Here is a 15934-nt window from a genome sequence, read left to right on the forward strand (position 1 = left end):
CAACTAATGCCTATTCAAATTACAGGCTTTCCGGCACCCCCATGCCCTTATCCCCCCATCCGTTACATCTGTTAACCCATCCGTTGCCCCATCTCCTGATCACCCTACTGAAATAGGCAAATTAGAGGGTCAGCAGCTTACCGGAATGGCTTAAGCGGGGAGATTTTACCCTTTCTAACTAGCAGCAGTGTCTTCCGCTACATTTCTTTGAGCTATCTTGGATAAGAATTGTAAAAGAACACTTAGCTAGATGCAAAACGACAAAAATTATTTCGGTCAACAAGCTTGACACATGAAACCCCGCATCATTATCTGTGGCTTGGGTCGCACTGGATACAAAATATTCCGCTTACTGAAGCAGCAGGGAGTAGCTGTTGTTGGCATCAGCAACAGAATAATGCCTGGTGACGAAAACAATATTATTATTGGAGACTTGCGGGCTATTTCTACCCTACTTGCAGCTGGACTCGAACATGCCCAAACCCTGGTTCTGGCCTGTAATGACGATGCTCTCAATCTGGCAATCCTGACTCAGGCACGAGTGATTAATCCCCGGATTCGGATCGTTAACCGATTGTTTAATACCAGCCTGGGTACTCGTTTAGATCAGACCCTACCCGATCATGTCAGCATGAGTGTTTCTTCTCTAGCAGCACCGGTATTTGCCTTCGCAGCAATGGGGAATCGAGCCATTGGGCAACTCAAGCTATACAATCAAACCTGGCCGATACACGAAGAAATTATCACCGAAAGCCACCCTTGGATGGGAACACAGTTGAGTGACCTGTGGGATGAGCGATCACGAATGTTGATCTACTACCTACCGATGGACTCGAACTTAGATTTAGTTTCCGCAGTAGCTCAGGGCAAACAGTTACAACCTGGCGATCGCTTAATTATTGGTACTCAGCCTCGGTTTCGTCCTAAACGCCAATCCTGGCTACAGAAACTGCTGAAAGTCTTCACAAACTTACAACAGTTTCAGCATCATGCTCAACCAATGTTAGTAGTGACCCTTTTCCTACTCCTGATAATTTTTACGGCCACATTGACTTATGTGTGTGTCAACTTAGAAACCTCTATTGTTGATGCTCTATATTTTTCTGTGGGTATGATTACCGGTGCTGGTGGTCAAGAAGAAGTAGCAGAAAAGTCCCCGGACACTATTAAGGTATTTACTGCTGTGATGATGTTAGTAGGGGCTGGTGTGATTGGCATTTGCTATGCTCTACTAAACGATTTTGTTTTAGGTACCCGACTCAAACAGTTTTGGGATGCGGCGAGAGTTCCCTACAGAAATCACTATGTTGTATGTGGACTGGGAAATGTAGGAGTCCAAATCCTCTACCAACTTCATGCCCAAGGCCATGAATTGGTGGTGATTGAAAGTAACCCCAACAATCGTTTCCTGAACATTGTTCGTTCTCTAGGTATTGCAGTCATTCACGGAGATGCCAGTTTACCTGCTACACTCACAGCAGCACACATCCAACGAGCAGAAGCCCTTTTAGCAGTTACGAGTGATGATACAGCCAATTTAGAAATTGCTCTAAGTGCCAAAAGTCTAGCTTCTAAATTGTCAGTGGTTGTCCGCAATCAAGACCCCCACTTTTCCCACATGGTACAGCAAGTATTTGAATTTGAAGCAGTATTCTCTCCCACAGAATTAGCCACTCCTTCTTTTGCAGCTGCAGCATTAGGTGGACAAGTGTTAGGCAATGGTATGATTGGTGATACGCTTTGGGTTGCCTTAGCCACTAAGATTACCACCGATCATCCCTTCTGTGGACGCCGTGTTAAAGATGCTGCCAGATCCGCTGACTTTGTGCCACTGTATCTTGAAACGAAGTATCAAACGATTCATGGCTGGGATTTATTGGAAATTAACCTAGCCGCTGGTGATCTTTTGTATCTAACTATGCCAGCAGTTGGTTTAGAGCAATTGTGGCGCACAACACCGCCTCAAATGATGGTGATGTGAGTTAAAAATGGAAGCCATGGGATCTAAATCGAAGCCATGGGATCTAATCTGGAAATTATCGACGATGAAGGATGAATGATAAAACCCTAGCTATAGTCTAAGGTTGATCATTCATCACTCATTATCCATGATTACTCGTGCAGGATTAGGGTAGCTAGAAAATACCGACTAGGACAATGGAAGTGATTAAGAAACCAGCCAATATCAGAAGCATACCAGGTAAGTTTAACCAATGTTTAACTTCCTCTGATTCTTGAGGCCACTCTTTTTGCTGCAGTTGCATTTGCCGAATCACATCGGAAATTGCTTCAGCATCCTTCACATGGTGTAGTGCCTTGGTTTCACCATCAGGGTATTTCACGACAAAGTAAGTGGGAACTTTGATGTGATCCCCTGTAATATCAATCGTATCCACAGCAACCTGCTTCGCTTTTTCCTCAATAGTTTGGGGTTCAGTGGCAATCCTATCCCCTGGGTTAGCTGTTAACTTAACTCCCATTCCCATTGGTGATGCGTAGCTGACCATAGAAACCTCCAGATAGGTCAAAGTCTTTTATCTGGATTTTATTTTACGTAACTTGGAAAACAATTATTCAGCTTAAGAGCGATATTTTATTTATATTATCAATACTTTAGATTTTTTAGTAATTTAGTTAAGATTGCAGCGGTTTCCTGTAATCAAATGTAATCTAACAAATGTAATCTAGCAATTTTTTCTTTAAAATCGCCCTGAGTCGGATCGTTCCTGAATCCTGAGTATAGCACTACGCATTCAGATGTTTGACATTCCTAAACTCCGAAACTTAGTCATAGCTTACTTTTAGGTGCGACCCGTGGCGAATTTAATTCGCCGAACGCGCCCCGCGTCTCCTACGGAGAACGGAAAGCGCACCTTTGACTTCTGACTTCTAACTTCTGACTTGCGCGTAGCCCTATAAAACCTGTTACTGTTCACGAATCCGATCCCATTGCTATAGATTAATAATTAATTTTTTGTTAATTTCCTTAACCCTTAAATTCACCTAGCTTATAGCCCAAAAAGGGACTTACTGCTATAAGTTGCTATAAGTTGCTATAAGTTACTAGTTGTGTATAAATGTTATGGATTGTTATGGATTGTGTTCAAAAAGATAAAATATAAATAGTGATAGATAACTATGTTAAAAAAATGTAAATAAATGATTATTTTTGCTATCCGATGTTAAATTAAGGCGGCAACGATATAGCAATCGAATAAGAGAGCATCTATGGAACTGATTCAACTGTTAACCGAAAACCTGGGAGTGCAAGAGAATCAAGCCCAAGGCGGAGCTGGACTTATTTTCCAACTGGCCAAGGACAAGCTGGGAGATGAGAGTTTTGCCCCAGTACTGCAATCTATTCCAGGAATAAATGATTTGCTCCAAGCAGCACCAAAAAGTGGTGGCATGATGGGAGCCTTGGGAGGATTAGCGGCATCAATGGGTGGTGGCGTTGGACAATTAGGCACTCTAGCTACCCTGGCAGCAGGTTTTTCTCAACTAGGCATGGATAGTGGGATGATTTCCAAATTTCTACCGATAGTCCTCTCTTTCGTTCAAAACCAAGGTGGGGACGAGATCAAAAACCTTTTGGCAAAAGTCTTGAGCTAGAGCGATTGATTGGATGGCTGATATGTGATGGTAATGAGGGATCAACCCAAGACTTGGGTATGTTTTCCCAAAGTAGGGGCATCAAAGGGATGAGGGAGAATGTTTTAGGTGGTCACTTAATTTCATCCTTGATGCTTCATCCTTGATGCTTCATCCAGACAAGACACTGGTTCAGCTGATCTTGCATAGTCTGAGCATCAGTATGATACCGGCGTCCATGTCCTGGTAATACCCACTCGAACAAGTAGTTGGTTAACCTCTCCATTGACTTGATTAATTCCTTCCAGGAGTAGAAGCAGTAGCGACGAAAGGCAATCAGTTGCTGAAGTTGATCAGACCAAGCAAGATGGTCACCCGTGAAGAGAAATTTGTTATTGTACAGTAGAACCGTGTGACCTTTGGTGTGACCAGGAACGGGGATAATCAACAGATCCTTGTCTAAGGGATAAGGCTTAGAAGTAGTGAGCTGAATTTCCACATCACGGGTATCAGTGGTAATGTCATCTCTATGCAAAATGCGTTCGCACTGGAAATGCTGTCTGTACTTGTGATGATCTGCCACATCATCCCGATGGGTCAGGAACATGTAACGAATCCCACCCATTGCCTCTAGACGTTTGACTAGTGGTGGTGTAAAGCAAGGAGAATCGATTAAAATATTGCCTTGGGGGCGTTGGATAAGGTAGCTAGCAGCACCGTAGGAGTTTTCTGAATGGTAGCCGCAATGGTAGACATTTTCTGCTACTGGGATGGGGAAACTATGCTGAGCGTCTTTAATGTCTTTAGGTTTCTCAACAGTACCAATAGAAGAGGTGGGACAAGATAATAGGGCTTGAAGAGCTCTCAAGCGTTCTGTATCATTAGCAGGTTGATGATAAACTGCAGACTGGTGATCAGCACGATGAAACACTTCCGGAGTCATCCAACGGCAGGCATCACAATCAATACAGCTGCTATCCACTTGACACTCCCCGGCCTTTAGGCGCGGGGATTCCTAGATCAACGAGCCGCCTTAAACCATGGAGTTCTCATCTTTGACGCCGCCAAAAACAAGACAATACTCAACCGAGAATCCGTTAAGACTAAATTCCTAGTTAATTCACCATAGACCCAGAGGGCAGTTCTCCTTAGGCGTTTAACTACTCTTTGGAAGTGCCTTAAAAAGTCTGTTTCTCTTCCTTTCGTTTGGTTCCGGTGTGCCCCACCGTACCGTTTTTTTTTCAAAGTGTGATTCTTCTGGGTTCACACACCAACTGTTAATTGATGATTGGGTTTTTAAGGAGGAGATTCCCTACCCTCCGGGCATTACTACTTTAAGGTCGATAAGTTACGGGTCTCTCTCCCGGCTCAGCCTACGGTTTTTCAGCCTGTACCCTATATTTTAATTATAACCTGGCGCTAGATAAGCGTCAACTTAAAAGCCGTCCTAGAAGGACGGGGCGCGATTACCCATTTTTTTGGTAAAAGTCACCAGTGATATTTTGAGCGCGGCGTTGGTTGAGATGAGCCATAACTGTCTAACTCTCGTTCGTCATAGGGATTGCGCTTGCTACCAGGGGATATAGCTAATTCAATTGTAGCTAAAGCGCGATTAACCAAAGCGCATTTTTAACCCAACTATGTTTTAACCCAACTTATGTAGGACAATAAGGCAATACCCGAACCTCTTAGCATCTCGTGACTAAATTTCTGTTTGTAACTGACCTTGACAATACTCTAGTAGGGGATGATGAGGCTCTGCTTAAACTGAACCCTCTGCTAAGTCAGCATCGCCAAGAACATGGTACAAGAATCGTTTATGCTACAGGGCGATCCCATAGTTCCTACCACCAGCTGAAAGCCGAGAAGCCACTTCTTGATCCAGATGCTCTGATCACCTCTGTGGGTACAGAAATTTATGATAATGATGGCCAAGATACACCCAATCCAGACTGGTCGTCCAAGTTATCTGAAGGCTGGGATCGGGAAATGATTGTGGAAACGGCTGCCCAATATCCTGACTTAATTCCTCAAGTAGAATCAGAACAACGTCCCTTTAAAGTCAGCTATCACCTGACGGAAGAAGCAGCTTTGAGGGTGCTACCTCAACTGGAATCTCAGCTTCAAGGAAGGGGTCTTAATTTCAAGTTGATCTATAGTGGTGGGAAAGACTTAGACATTCTACCCAGCAATAGCGATAAAGGTCTAGCGGTAGAATTTTTACGGCAACAGTGGGGAATTGAGCCGGAACGGACAGTGGTTTGTGGCGACTCAGGAAATGACATTGCCTTATTTAGCGTTGGCTTTTCCCGAGGAATTATAGTGGGTAACGCCCGACCAGAACTTCGCAAGTGGTACGAAAACAACTCAGCAGATTACCATTACCTGGCTCAAGCTCACTGTGCAGGTGGTATAATAGAAGGTTTAAGTTATTTTAGCTTTTTTGTCAGTAATGATCGCCAATAAATAAGAAATAGTTAATAGTTAAAAGTTGCAGGTTAATCGAGTTACAACTTGCAGGTTGGTAGGTTGCAGGTTAATCGAGTTACAAGTTGCAGGTTGGTAGGTTGCAGGTTAATCGAGTTACAAGTTGCAGGTTAATCGAGTTACAAGTTGTAGGTTAATCGAGTTACAAGTTGTAGGTTAATCGAGTTACAAGTTGTAGGTTAATCGAGTTACAAGTTGTAGGTTAATCGAGTTACAAGTTGCAGGTTGGTAAGTTGCAAGTTATGCTCTCAACTATCCTTCACTATTTTCGTGGTGGAGTACAACCTTAAACCAAGCTTAAACCAACCTTCAACCTTTAACCAACCTTTAAGCAAGCTTCAACCTTAAACCTTCAACCTTAAACCTTCAACCTTAAACCTTAAACCTTCAACTAATGATCAGCTATCTCAAGGGGACAGTAGCTAGCATTCAAAAAAGCACTGGTAATCGGGTCACTCTGATTCTAGATGTAAACTACATTGGGTATGAAATACAAATCACTCGCCGTTTGTCCCAGGAGTTGCCCGTAGCTTTATCGGAAAAAACCGTGCAAATCTTCACCCATTTGCAAATCCGGGAGGAGCAACAGGTGCTATACGGTTTTGCTTCAGCCGCTGAGCGGGATTTGTTTCGTCAATTAGTTAGTGTCAACGGTATTGGTGCTCAATTAGCGATCGCACTACTGGACACCTTGGGATTGCCAAATTTAGTCCAAGCGATTGTTACAGGTAATATTCGTGCCTTATCCAAAACCCCTGGTGTGGGTAGCAAAACCGCTGAACGCATTGCTCTAGAACTGAAAACAAAGTTGGCTCAATGGCATAAGGTATCGGAGGTAGAGTCCCCACTATCTGCTAATGGACTCTCACCAGGGATTCAGGAAGATGTGGAGATGACCCTGTTAGCTTTGGGATATGAAAATGATGAAATCGCTCAAGCACTCCATGCTATTAGTGAGGATACTCAGGTCGCTAAAAGTAAGAATGCGGAAGATTGGATTCGAGAAGCGATCGCTTGGTTGAGTCGCTGATGATTTTCCTATAGGCTAATAAATTACCCTTCGAGCACGAAATCCTTGAAGAGTCTGGGGCAAAAACGAACAACCTAGGGTTTTAGATTGTGGTAGATCGCAATCATGACAATCGCCAGTAGAAGCTTTTACTCGTCTAGGAAACTTGACATGGAAGGTAGACCCCTTACCCAGCTTACTCTCTACCGTAATCGTTCCTTGCATCAACTTGACTAAAGATTCTGTAATGGCCAGTCCTAAGCCGGTACCCGAGTACTTGCGAGTTGTAGTTTGATCAATTTGTTGGAACTCCTCAAAAATATGCTCTAAGTGATTCTCGGCAATTCCAATTCCCGTATCCCTAACAGTGAGCATCAGCCAGTCGGTGGAAATTTCCTTGACTACCACCTCTACCCTGCCCATTTCGGTAAACTTAATCCCATTGGAAACCAGATTGACCAAAATCTGCCGCAGGCGGAGGCTATCATTGATTACGATCGGATTTTTTAAATTGGTTTGGATATACAACCCTAAGTCCTTCTGAGCGGCTAGACAACGGAATTCATTGATGGTTTCTTTGATCAACCTGTCCAAATGCAAACTTTCCAAGGTTAACTCCAGACAAACTGCCTCAATTTTGGACAGGTCAATCATATCCTTAATCAGAGTCAGTAGATGTTGAGCATTATTGACAATGCGCTCCATTATATCTGCTTGTTGGTGAGTCAAGGAGCCCTGACGCTGACGCAATAGAAGCTGGGAAAAGCCAATAATGGCATTCATGGGAGTTCGTAACTCATGGGATATCGTAGAAACAAACTGGGATTTCAACCGTGCTGCTTCCAACAATTGCAGGTTCTGTAGCTTGAGGGATGCATCTCTCCTTTCCAGTTCCCGATTCTGGCGAGCCAGCATACTGTTCTGACACTCTAAACGTGCTTCTTGCTCCTCTAAGGCTTTAATCATGCGAGCATTATCAATTGCGATCGCAGCTTGTTCATTAATCATGCGAGCATTATCAATTGCGATCGCAGCTTGTTCACCCACTGCTGCTAGCAGATTCCGACCTGATTGGTCTAATGCCTCTGGGTCTTCCCAATTGCCAATAGCTAGTACTCCCAAGGGTCCTGCTTGCACAGACTCAATCGCCACAGCGTAAATAGCTGTAGGTACTTCCTCTTCCGGATGCCGCGAATCCCAACCCTTGCGCTGAATTAACTCAGATGTTCCAGTTAAAAAGACTTGAGAGAGTAACCCTTGCTCAAGGGGCAAGATGTCTTCCCACTGGAACTTTTGTGTATCAATTCCCTCAATAACCCTTAAGACTTCAGAGTTACCAAGAGAATTATTGAGAATGATGAAACAAAATTCAACCCCAGCAATCGCTTTAACTACCTCCGATACCATCTCTTGCAACAGATTTGGAAGGTTAGTCAGCCGTTGATTGAGGAGATTAGTCAACTGGTGTAGGGTTCTCAATTGCTTTTGCTGTTCATTGAGAATGGTAATTACCTGCCTGAGATCATCACTCGCCTGGTTTGCCTCTCGGTATAACCGCGCATTTTCAGTGGCTAGGGCAGCGCGACTAGCTAAATCCTCAGCCAACTTGACATCGATCTCATTGTAGCGGCGACCTGAATCACTCCTGACAAACCAAATTGAGCCCAAGATTTGTGAACCCATTCGTAAAGGTACACAAATGTAACACTTAATTTTCAGTGCCTGTAACATTCTGAGATGGTCAGGATCATCAGCAGCAGCACTTAGGAATTGATCAGAAACCTCAAAATAGGCATCCGTACAACCTGTACGTAAAACCTTGCCGTTGCCATAGTCTTCATCCCCCTGGGCAGGGTAGCAACGGTGCAGTTCCCAAATCAACTGCTCTTGCTCTGGGTTAACATGGGCAACGGCAAGGCGCTGGTAAGACTGGGGAGTATCATAGCTATCAACTCCCGATACCACATCAATAGCACACCAATCAGCAAAGCGAGGGATTACCAGCTGCACTAGGTTGTCCAATGTAGTCTGGTAATCGAGGGAAGCTGAAAGTACAGCAGAAGCCTCCGCCAGAAATCGCTGGGATTCTTCTGCTCGCTTCTGCTCAGTAATATCAGTAATTACACCAGACATCCGGAATGGTACTCCTTGATCATTCAACTGGGCTTTGCCACGAGCAGTACAGTAGCGATCTTCTCCAAAAGCACAGGGTAGGTTAAATTCTACATCCAGTTCAAGGTAATCTTGTTGGTAACTAGCCACCGCCTTAGTAACTTTGAGTAGATCTGAGCAATTTAGTAAATTAAATAACACATCAGGGGAAAAGTTATGGTGGTACTTCCCTATCTGTTCAGGCGACAAGCCAGTAAGTTCATAGAAGCGGTCATTACAATACAGTTGTTTAGTGATCAGGTTCCAGTCCCAGATCCCGTCATTGGAACCTTCTAGCACCAAGCGGTAGCGTTCTTCGCTTTCTTTCAGTCGCTGATGAGCTACAGCTGCTTCCCGTTCTGCGCGGTAGAGGCGAACTGCATTAGAGAGGCTACGTAAGAGATTTTCTGGTGAGATTTGGTTTTTGGTCAGATAGTCCGATGCTCCAGATTTCATCAGCTCAACCGCAATTTGCTCGTTAATTTGCTCGTTCCCCTGGTCACTCAACACAATCACAGGGACTTCAATGCCAGCATCACGGATTTCTTTAACCAGAGTCAATCCGTCCCCATCCGGTAAGTGATAGTCCAATAGAATGCAGTCCAAACTCGGTTGGGTAAGGCTAGAGTTAGCGCAGCGTGATGCGATGATCGACCTAGCGCTTTTGCTGTCAACTGCAACAGCTATTTTTACGGGTATACCCCCTCTGTTAAGAGCTTTAATTATGGCTTTGCAGTTAACTTGATCATCCTCTACGATCAGTAGTCTGATAATCTCGTCCATGATTTAGCGGTTGAGCTGTTGTCATTGGTTATGGGCTAATAGACCTCTTGCAAAAGTTTTTCGTGGTATAATCAGTAGTTTGGTAATTTTCGAGTTAGCGATCGCTTAAGACTAACAAACTTACTTTGTACTTTGTTTGTGTATAAGCCTAGTACACACAATCTACATAATTTTTACCAAAACTATTATTCTAACTCAAAATATTTTTGCAAGAGGTGTAATGATTAGTGGATAGTGGGTAGTAGCAGTTCTTGACTGACAACCGACACCTGAGGAGGCTAATGAATTATATTGAGCATACTCTATTGGTTCAGTTTAGGTATCGCCCCAATTTAGTCAACCTTACGGACTTGACAATCTCTCCACATCGCTGATTGTAGGCTTCTACCTTACCTCGGTACTAGTCAGAGAGCTTCAGTAAAAATACCAATCTGACTAGGTAGAGGAAATCCCATGGTTGTGTAGTATCACCGAAACATTTGCCAAATTGATGAGTAGGCATGAGTATAATTGTCGAAAAACTCCCTTGATTAGTAATCTCACCCATCTAGGGAATCAACCAATCGGATTGGCCGTTGGCCAAGCTACGCGAACGCAATCAACCCATGCTAATTTTCCAGTGGTATTTCCTGAGAAACAAACTCCCTGAGATAGATTTTTTAGGGGGTTTTACCCCCTATTATATCCTGCTGTTGGCTCAGGAAGGGTGGGACGATCAGCAGATGAGCAGAAAGAGTAGGATTTATCGGAATTGGTCATTTCGTGCTGGTGAGGCTACCTTAGTTACTCAATAAGCCCATCCCATGTCAATCCTGTTGAGAATCTCCTCTAACTGTTGGAATGGAAAATCGTGCCAACCCCTCTGACAAGTACTTTTGGCACGACTCACCCCTTATACTCATAAATAAATTGTAAAGATTATAATAAGTAACTACCCCCTGTAATTTCTCAATAACTTTATATGTGATACTGTAATAGCTTTTGACAAATGCTTTCATTCCAGCTAACTTTAAGTGATTGTTGCCAAAATCTGGTCTTTTGGAAACTCTATCCCAAAGTCATAAATATCTACAACTACCAATAGGTGGAGATCATGATGATTTTTACCAAAACTTTACAAATTTACTCTAAAAATCAATAAACTATAAATCTCACCCCCCTAGACGTTAATGATGGGTAAAATTCGTGTGGCTCTCATTGAAGACCATGATCTGACTCGGATGGGTCTGCGAACAGCCCTCCAACAAAACGGTGAAATTGAATTGGTGGGCGAAGCGGCCAATGCTGCTGAAGGACTAAAGTTACTCGCGGAATCTAGACCAGATATCGGGATTGTCGATATTGGTCTTCCTGACATGGATGGAACTGAATTAACTAGACAATTCAAAGAGTTTCAAGCTAAACAGGATGATTCTAAACAGGATGATTTCCCCACCAAGATTATGGTACTGACCTTGCAGGATGATGAAGAAGCGGTACTAGCTGCTTTCGCCGCTGGAGCTGACTCTTACTGCATGAAAAATATAACTTTTGATCAATTGGTAGAAGCTCTGAAAGTGACCTATGAAGGTAATGCTTGGATTGATCCAGCCATTGCCAGGATTGTACTTGAGCAGATCAAACCAAGCCAAGAAACTCAGCCTACTGAAGCTAGTGAAACGAGAGCTATCCATGCTGCTCCCAATGAATACAATCAAATGATTGAAGCTTATCCTTTAACGGAAAGGGAATTAGAGGTTTTGCGGTTGATTGTAGAAGGTTGCAGCAATGCTCTGATTGCCGAAAGGTTATATATCACTGTGGGAACTGTCAAAACTCATGTCCGAAATATCTTGAATAAACTCTGTGCGGATGACCGTACCCAAGCAGCTGTCCGTGCCCTCCGGTCTGGCTTAGTTATTTAACGATGATACCATAGAGTAACCTTTTACAATTAAACGGCTGTTCGCGTAGCGTGGCCTTTTGGCCAAGGTTGAAGGTTGAAGGTTAGTTGGTTGAAGGTTAGTTGGTTGAAGGTTAGTTGGTTGAAGGTTAAAGATTGAAGGTTAGATGGTTGAAGGTTAGATGGTTGAAGGTTAGTTGGTTGAAGGTTAGTTGGTTGAAGGTTAGTTGGTTGAAGGTTAGTTGGTTGAAGGTTAGTTGGTTGTTCGCCTTTGGCGTCCGAAGTAGGGTAGGTTGAAAATTAGAGCCTTAACAACTGAAAGCCGGATGTATAATTGGGAAGCTGTAACTGGCAACTTGTAACCTTCAACCTGTAACCTTCAACCTGTAACTGCCAACCTATAACCTTCAACCTGTAACCTGTAACCTGTAACCTGTAACCTGTAACCTGTAACCTGTAACCTGTAACCTGTAACCTGTAACCTGTAACCTGTAACCTGTAACCTGTAACCTGTAACCCAAATCACTATCAAGGTCTACCTTGCTCCCATCTAGCGATCGCTTCTTGGGCAGCCTCATAGTAAGGGGTATCTTGTGGGACTAATTTTGCTGTGTTAATCGCGGAGAGAAACTTGCCTCGCGAGGCACGGGACTTAGCAATCCGATAAATCTTATCGCTAGCTTGAGCAATTAACGCTTGTGCTGTGGCATACTTCGGTTGACCCGGTGGAATCTTACGGAGGGTTGCGATCGCACGATTATAACTAGATGCTTGATTGCGTTGGACTTGTTTGATGGCTGTTTGGATAATCTGTTGATTCTGCGACTTCTGTTGGGAGAGAATCTGCCACTGTTTAATGGCATCCTGAGCCAAAGGATAAACAGAAGGGTTATCTTTAGGAACTAGTTGGGCAGCTGCGATCGCTCCTTCAAAATCACTTTTTTTTGCCCGTTTGTTGGCTAGAGCCAGAATTGACTGACTCCAACCAGTGATATATTGTTGTGTCTGCTCATAAAGAGGATCCCCAGGTTTCACCTGACGGGCAATTGCGATCGCATCGCTATACACAGATGCCTGCTTCGGTTCAACTAATTGTCTTGCCTGGTCCAAAGCTGCTTGATTCGCCTTGATCAGATTCGGTTCCAGGGATTTCTGTGGTTTAGTTTCCAGGGATTTACTCTTAGAATTTGGCAAGGGAGCTGGAGTTGCCTGGGATGTTGACCCTGCAGGTAATGTTACTGGGGAATTCCTGACCTTGGTAGTTTCTGGTAATGTGGTAGTTAATGTGGTCGTCTGTGTGTTTTTAATCATCTGTTGACTAATTAAGCCTTCCTGGTTACGGACAACAGTTAGGCTTACTAGTCCTAACAACAAAGCTATACCACTACCCCAAAACAACCATTCTCGCCATGACGATAACTCTTCTGTATCAGTTTGAGGCTGGCTGTCTGAATAAGAAACTAAAGCTACTGAGTTAGATGACTCCTGGTTTGAGCTGTCAGTGTTAGTGGGTAAAGACCGATTCGGGTTTTGCTTTACCACCGATAAAGGTTTTTTCGTAAATTCACTCTCAAGGTGCGCTTTCCAATGGCCGGGGAACCCGGCCTTGGGTCGCACCTCAAGATTATTCCCATCTTCAGAAAGAACTACCTCGGTAGCTTCTGAGTCAGTGCTTGGGTTAGCCCATTGATTTTCTGGTGGTGAGCTTGCCCCTTCAGGCCAAATTTGTTGTTGTCGATACTCCTGTAAAGGAATCACCGTCAGAGGAATCTGAACTGGTCGCCAATGGTGTTGGCTCAACTCCGGTAGCCGCTCCTTGAGATACTCGTCAAGATTCTCAAGGGTAATGTCAGTATGATAGTAACCCAGTGCTTCTAGAAGTGCTGAGGTGAATAAGCCATTCCCTAGAGCCGCAGCTTCGTGAGAAAACTGGTTGAGTTGACTAGAAAGTACCAGGGAAATATCCATTTTGTAGGCTAATTCCACTGTTTCAGCACCAACCGGTTCACCAGATGGCATTCCCGGTGAGCGGTTTATGTCTAACAATACCAGGATTTTATTGCCCCCCATAGTCTTGAGAGAGGAAAACAGGCATTCTATTGGTATACCTGTTCCTGGAATGTCATCTGGGTTGCCATCAATCGGCATGAGGTAGTCAACTTTATCCCAACTGACCCCGCAGCCACTGAACAAGAACCAACGCCAACTTTCTGGAGAACCTGGACTCTGGCGAATCCTGTCGAGACATCTTAAAATATTTTCTCGGTTGGGGTAGGTTAAAAAATCATCAATCGGTGGTGAATTATCAGTTAATAACAGAAACTCATTGGGTTGCAGATGAGCTTGGTCTACAAAAAACCCTTGTAGTCTTTGAGCGTCTGCTTGACCATAGTTCAGAGGTTGTAAGAACTGATAGCGGTTGATGCCAATTGCTATACCAGCGTAATTTGCCATTTACCCCATACCCTAGCGGCTGAAACTAGTATATTTTATGCCTAATATATATGCCTAATTTTATTACTATTGCTGTAGTTTCCCCTTACACTTAAATTCTAATTCAACCTTGTTTAGCTTAAGCTAACAGCTTAAATTTATTAATTAATTAATCTAACCCCATCGAAGATAGTCCACCTCTAAAGGCTCTCGAACTAGGCTTTCCAACTAATTTATGTCAATCTAGCTTCTGTCAAGATTTTCCTTCATTATAAGAGTTAACCTTTTTTGGCCTAATCAGAGGATATAATAGTATGCTGTCCAAAGTAATCCGGCTATTGGTGTTACCCGGCTTAGTAGGGGTTAGTTGGTTGACTACAGTTGCCATTGTTCCCCAAAGCGCCGAAGCCAAGACAGCTCGTATTAATGTTACCCTGAATCGTGAGCCTGACGAAACTTACCAAGGCTTTATGCGCCGTGCTGAAGTAGTTGCTAGAGCAGCAGCTCAACGGAGCTTCGATAGTGACATATTGACTACAAAGGTAGCGATTACTATTCTAGGGCAAAATCAAGGAGAAATTGCCCCAGTCTTGTTGTTAAAAGTCAGCCGTCCATCCTGGAAAAGACGACCGGATGCCAAGTATTGGGCAACTTACTTTCCCAATACCCAGTTCCTACTGCGAGTTGAGGAACCTGATTTTTCTGCTCAAACTCAGCCACAGTCACTGGAACCAGCTTCCCCAAGTCCTCAGGCACCGCCAGCAAACAACCAGGCTCCTGAGTCATCATCACCTGACAACCAGGCTCCTGAGTCATCATCACCTGACAACCAGATAGAAGACCGAGATACAAGACAATGAAATAAGATAGAAAAGCTGTCTAACAATTTAAATAATTTACACTTATGGCTGTTCCTAAGAAGAAAACCTCAAAATCCAAACGGGATAAACGTAAAGCTAACTGGAAGCGCAAAGCGCATCTGGAAGCACAAAAAGCCCTCTCTCTCGGTAAAGCAGTCCTGAGTGGGCGTTCTAGCTTTGTTTATCCAACAACGGAAGAAGAAGACGAAGACTAGGTTTACTCCTCCCCACCGGGCTTCGGACGGCGTATCGCTGATTTTTACCATGGTTCCGGTGGGTTACGTATCACTTAGAAGGCGTTATACGGCTTGCTGCTCTAAAACCTAGATCCGACTTTCGGGTCTCCAAGCTACTGATCTGCCTTAATAAATCGGAAGCTAATACTGAAGCTAGGCGTGAGAGTCTTGACTGATCAAGGAGTACTGTCTTCTCACCGGCGTTAATAAATTTTAAAAATTTTCTAGCCTCATTATCAGTATCCTGGTCTTTATATACCAGGGAAAGTCCAACCCTAAACCCCTACCGGAAAACTATCTGAGGTTCCCATAGGTTGCTGGGGATTGAACTGGCATATCTAAAATTAATTTCTGTTCGTTAACTGTTGGTGGTTAACAATTAACAGAAACTGATTAGTTGGGCTGTGGTAATTAGATGTATCACAGCTTAATACCATTGAGTTAAGTTTCAAGTCAATGCCAGACAATTTACCAAACATTTTGAATGGTCAATTGTTAAGTT

13 protein-coding genes are annotated in these 15934 nt (G+C 43.6%); 8 read left to right on the top strand and 5 right to left on the bottom strand.

The annotated features are described in order from the left end of the window. Positions 1 to 292: 292 nt before the first annotated feature. The gene (locus F6K63_RS02085) at positions 293 to 1981 is read left to right on the top strand and encodes a potassium channel family protein (RefSeq protein ID WP_008191625.1); all 1689 of its coding nucleotides are present in this window, start codon (positions 293 to 295) and stop codon (positions 1979 to 1981) included. A gap of 154 nt (positions 1982 to 2135) precedes the next feature. On the opposite strand, the gene F6K63_RS37055 is transcribed toward F6K63_RS02085, so the two are convergent. Beyond that, positions 2136 to 2528 (bottom strand): hypothetical protein, encoded by a 393-nt coding sequence (locus tag F6K63_RS37055; protein ID WP_353736720.1) that lies wholly within the window; start codon positions 2526 to 2528, stop codon positions 2136 to 2138. 700 nt (positions 2529 to 3228) lie between these two features. On the opposite strand from F6K63_RS37055, the gene F6K63_RS02095 reads away from it, so the two are divergent. Further along, positions 3229 to 3612, top strand: coding sequence for a DUF2780 domain-containing protein (locus F6K63_RS02095; RefSeq protein ID WP_008191623.1), 384 nt, complete (start codon positions 3229 to 3231; stop codon positions 3610 to 3612). Positions 3613 to 3748: 136 nt separating this feature from the next. On the opposite strand, the gene F6K63_RS02100 is transcribed toward F6K63_RS02095, so the two are convergent. Together F6K63_RS02100 and F6K63_RS02105 are read right to left on the bottom strand one after the other, a co-directional pair. Then, positions 3749 to 4573 (bottom strand): MBL fold metallo-hydrolase, encoded by an 825-nt coding sequence (locus F6K63_RS02100; protein ID WP_287248284.1) that lies wholly within the window; start codon positions 4571 to 4573, stop codon positions 3749 to 3751. A gap of 38 nt (positions 4574 to 4611) precedes the next feature. After that, positions 4612 to 4836, bottom strand: coding sequence for a hypothetical protein (locus F6K63_RS02105; protein WP_131827029.1), 225 nt, complete (start codon positions 4834 to 4836; stop codon positions 4612 to 4614). 453 nt (positions 4837 to 5289) lie between these two features. Between F6K63_RS02105 and F6K63_RS02110 the strand changes: the two genes are divergently transcribed. Both F6K63_RS02110 and ruvA read left to right on the top strand, forming a co-directional pair. After that, positions 5290 to 6057, top strand: a complete 768-nt coding sequence (locus F6K63_RS02110) for a sucrose-phosphate phosphatase (RefSeq protein ID WP_008191619.1) — start codon at positions 5290 to 5292, stop codon at positions 6055 to 6057. A gap of 415 nt (positions 6058 to 6472) precedes the next feature. Beyond that, positions 6473 to 7108 carry a Holliday junction branch migration protein RuvA gene (ruvA, locus tag F6K63_RS02115; protein ID WP_008191617.1) on the top strand — a complete coding sequence of 212 codons (636 nt, stop codon included), beginning with the start codon at positions 6473 to 6475 and terminating at the stop codon, positions 7106 to 7108. Between the two features lie 15 nt (positions 7109 to 7123). Here the strand turns inward: ruvA and F6K63_RS02120 are convergent, their stop codons facing one another. Further along, positions 7124 to 10021 carry a hybrid sensor histidine kinase/response regulator gene (locus tag F6K63_RS02120; RefSeq protein WP_287310581.1) on the bottom strand — a complete coding sequence of 966 codons (2898 nt, stop codon included), beginning with the start codon at positions 10019 to 10021 and terminating at the stop codon, positions 7124 to 7126. 575 nt (positions 10022 to 10596) lie between these two features. Here F6K63_RS02120 and F6K63_RS02125 point away from each other — a divergent pair. Both F6K63_RS02125 and F6K63_RS02130 read left to right on the top strand, forming a co-directional pair. Continuing rightward, positions 10597 to 10815 carry a hypothetical protein gene (locus F6K63_RS02125; protein WP_008191613.1) on the top strand — a complete coding sequence of 73 codons (219 nt, stop codon included), beginning with the start codon at positions 10597 to 10599 and terminating at the stop codon, positions 10813 to 10815. Positions 10816 to 11193: 378 nt separating this feature from the next. Next, positions 11194 to 11925: a response regulator transcription factor gene (locus F6K63_RS02130; RefSeq protein WP_008191611.1), complete on the top strand. Its 732-nt coding sequence runs from the start codon at positions 11194 to 11196 to the stop codon at positions 11923 to 11925. 506 nt (positions 11926 to 12431) lie between these two features. Here F6K63_RS02130 and F6K63_RS02135 read toward each other — a convergent pair. Next, positions 12432 to 14357, bottom strand: a complete 1926-nt coding sequence (locus F6K63_RS02135) for a caspase family protein (RefSeq protein WP_287310583.1) — start codon at positions 14355 to 14357, stop codon at positions 12432 to 12434. 293 nt (positions 14358 to 14650) lie between these two features. Between F6K63_RS02135 and F6K63_RS02140 the strand changes: the two genes are divergently transcribed. Both F6K63_RS02140 and rpmF read left to right on the top strand, forming a co-directional pair. Beyond that, the gene (locus F6K63_RS02140; RefSeq protein ID WP_008191605.1) at positions 14651 to 15196 is read left to right on the top strand and encodes a hypothetical protein; all 546 of its coding nucleotides are present in this window, start codon (positions 14651 to 14653) and stop codon (positions 15194 to 15196) included. 44 nt (positions 15197 to 15240) lie between these two features. Then, the gene (gene rpmF, locus F6K63_RS02145) at positions 15241 to 15411 is read left to right on the top strand and encodes a 50S ribosomal protein L32 (protein WP_008191603.1); all 171 of its coding nucleotides are present in this window, start codon (positions 15241 to 15243) and stop codon (positions 15409 to 15411) included. Positions 15412 to 15934: the final 523 nt, after the last annotated feature.

The sequence above is a fragment of the Moorena sp. SIO1G6 genome, from assembly GCF_010672795.1.
GTDB lineage: Bacteria > Cyanobacteriota > Cyanobacteriia > Cyanobacteriales > Coleofasciculaceae > Moorena > Moorena producens.

What these genes read in the sequence shown, in the direction of transcription:
- F6K63_RS02085 (WP_008191625.1), top strand. Translation starts at nt 293, where the DNA reads ATGAAACCCCGCATCATTATCTGTGGCTTGGGTCGCACTGGATACAAA.
- F6K63_RS02095 (WP_008191623.1), top strand. Translation starts at nt 3,229, where the DNA reads ATGGAACTGATTCAACTGTTAACCGAAAACCTGGGAGTGCAAGAGAAT.
- ruvA (WP_008191617.1), top strand. Translation starts at nt 6,473, where the DNA reads ATGATCAGCTATCTCAAGGGGACAGTAGCTAGCATTCAAAAAAGCACT.
- F6K63_RS02120 (WP_287310581.1), bottom strand. Translation starts at nt 10,021, where the DNA reads ATGGACGAGATTATCAGACTACTGATCGTAGAGGATGATCAAGTTAAC.
- F6K63_RS02130 (WP_008191611.1), top strand. Translation starts at nt 11,194, where the DNA reads ATGGGTAAAATTCGTGTGGCTCTCATTGAAGACCATGATCTGACTCGG.
- F6K63_RS02135 (WP_287310583.1), bottom strand. Translation starts at nt 14,357, where the DNA reads ATGGCAAATTACGCTGGTATAGCAATTGGCATCAACCGCTATCAGTTC.
- F6K63_RS02140 (WP_008191605.1), top strand. Translation starts at nt 14,651, where the DNA reads ATGCTGTCCAAAGTAATCCGGCTATTGGTGTTACCCGGCTTAGTAGGG.
- rpmF (WP_008191603.1), top strand. Translation starts at nt 15,241, where the DNA reads ATGGCTGTTCCTAAGAAGAAAACCTCAAAATCCAAACGGGATAAACGT.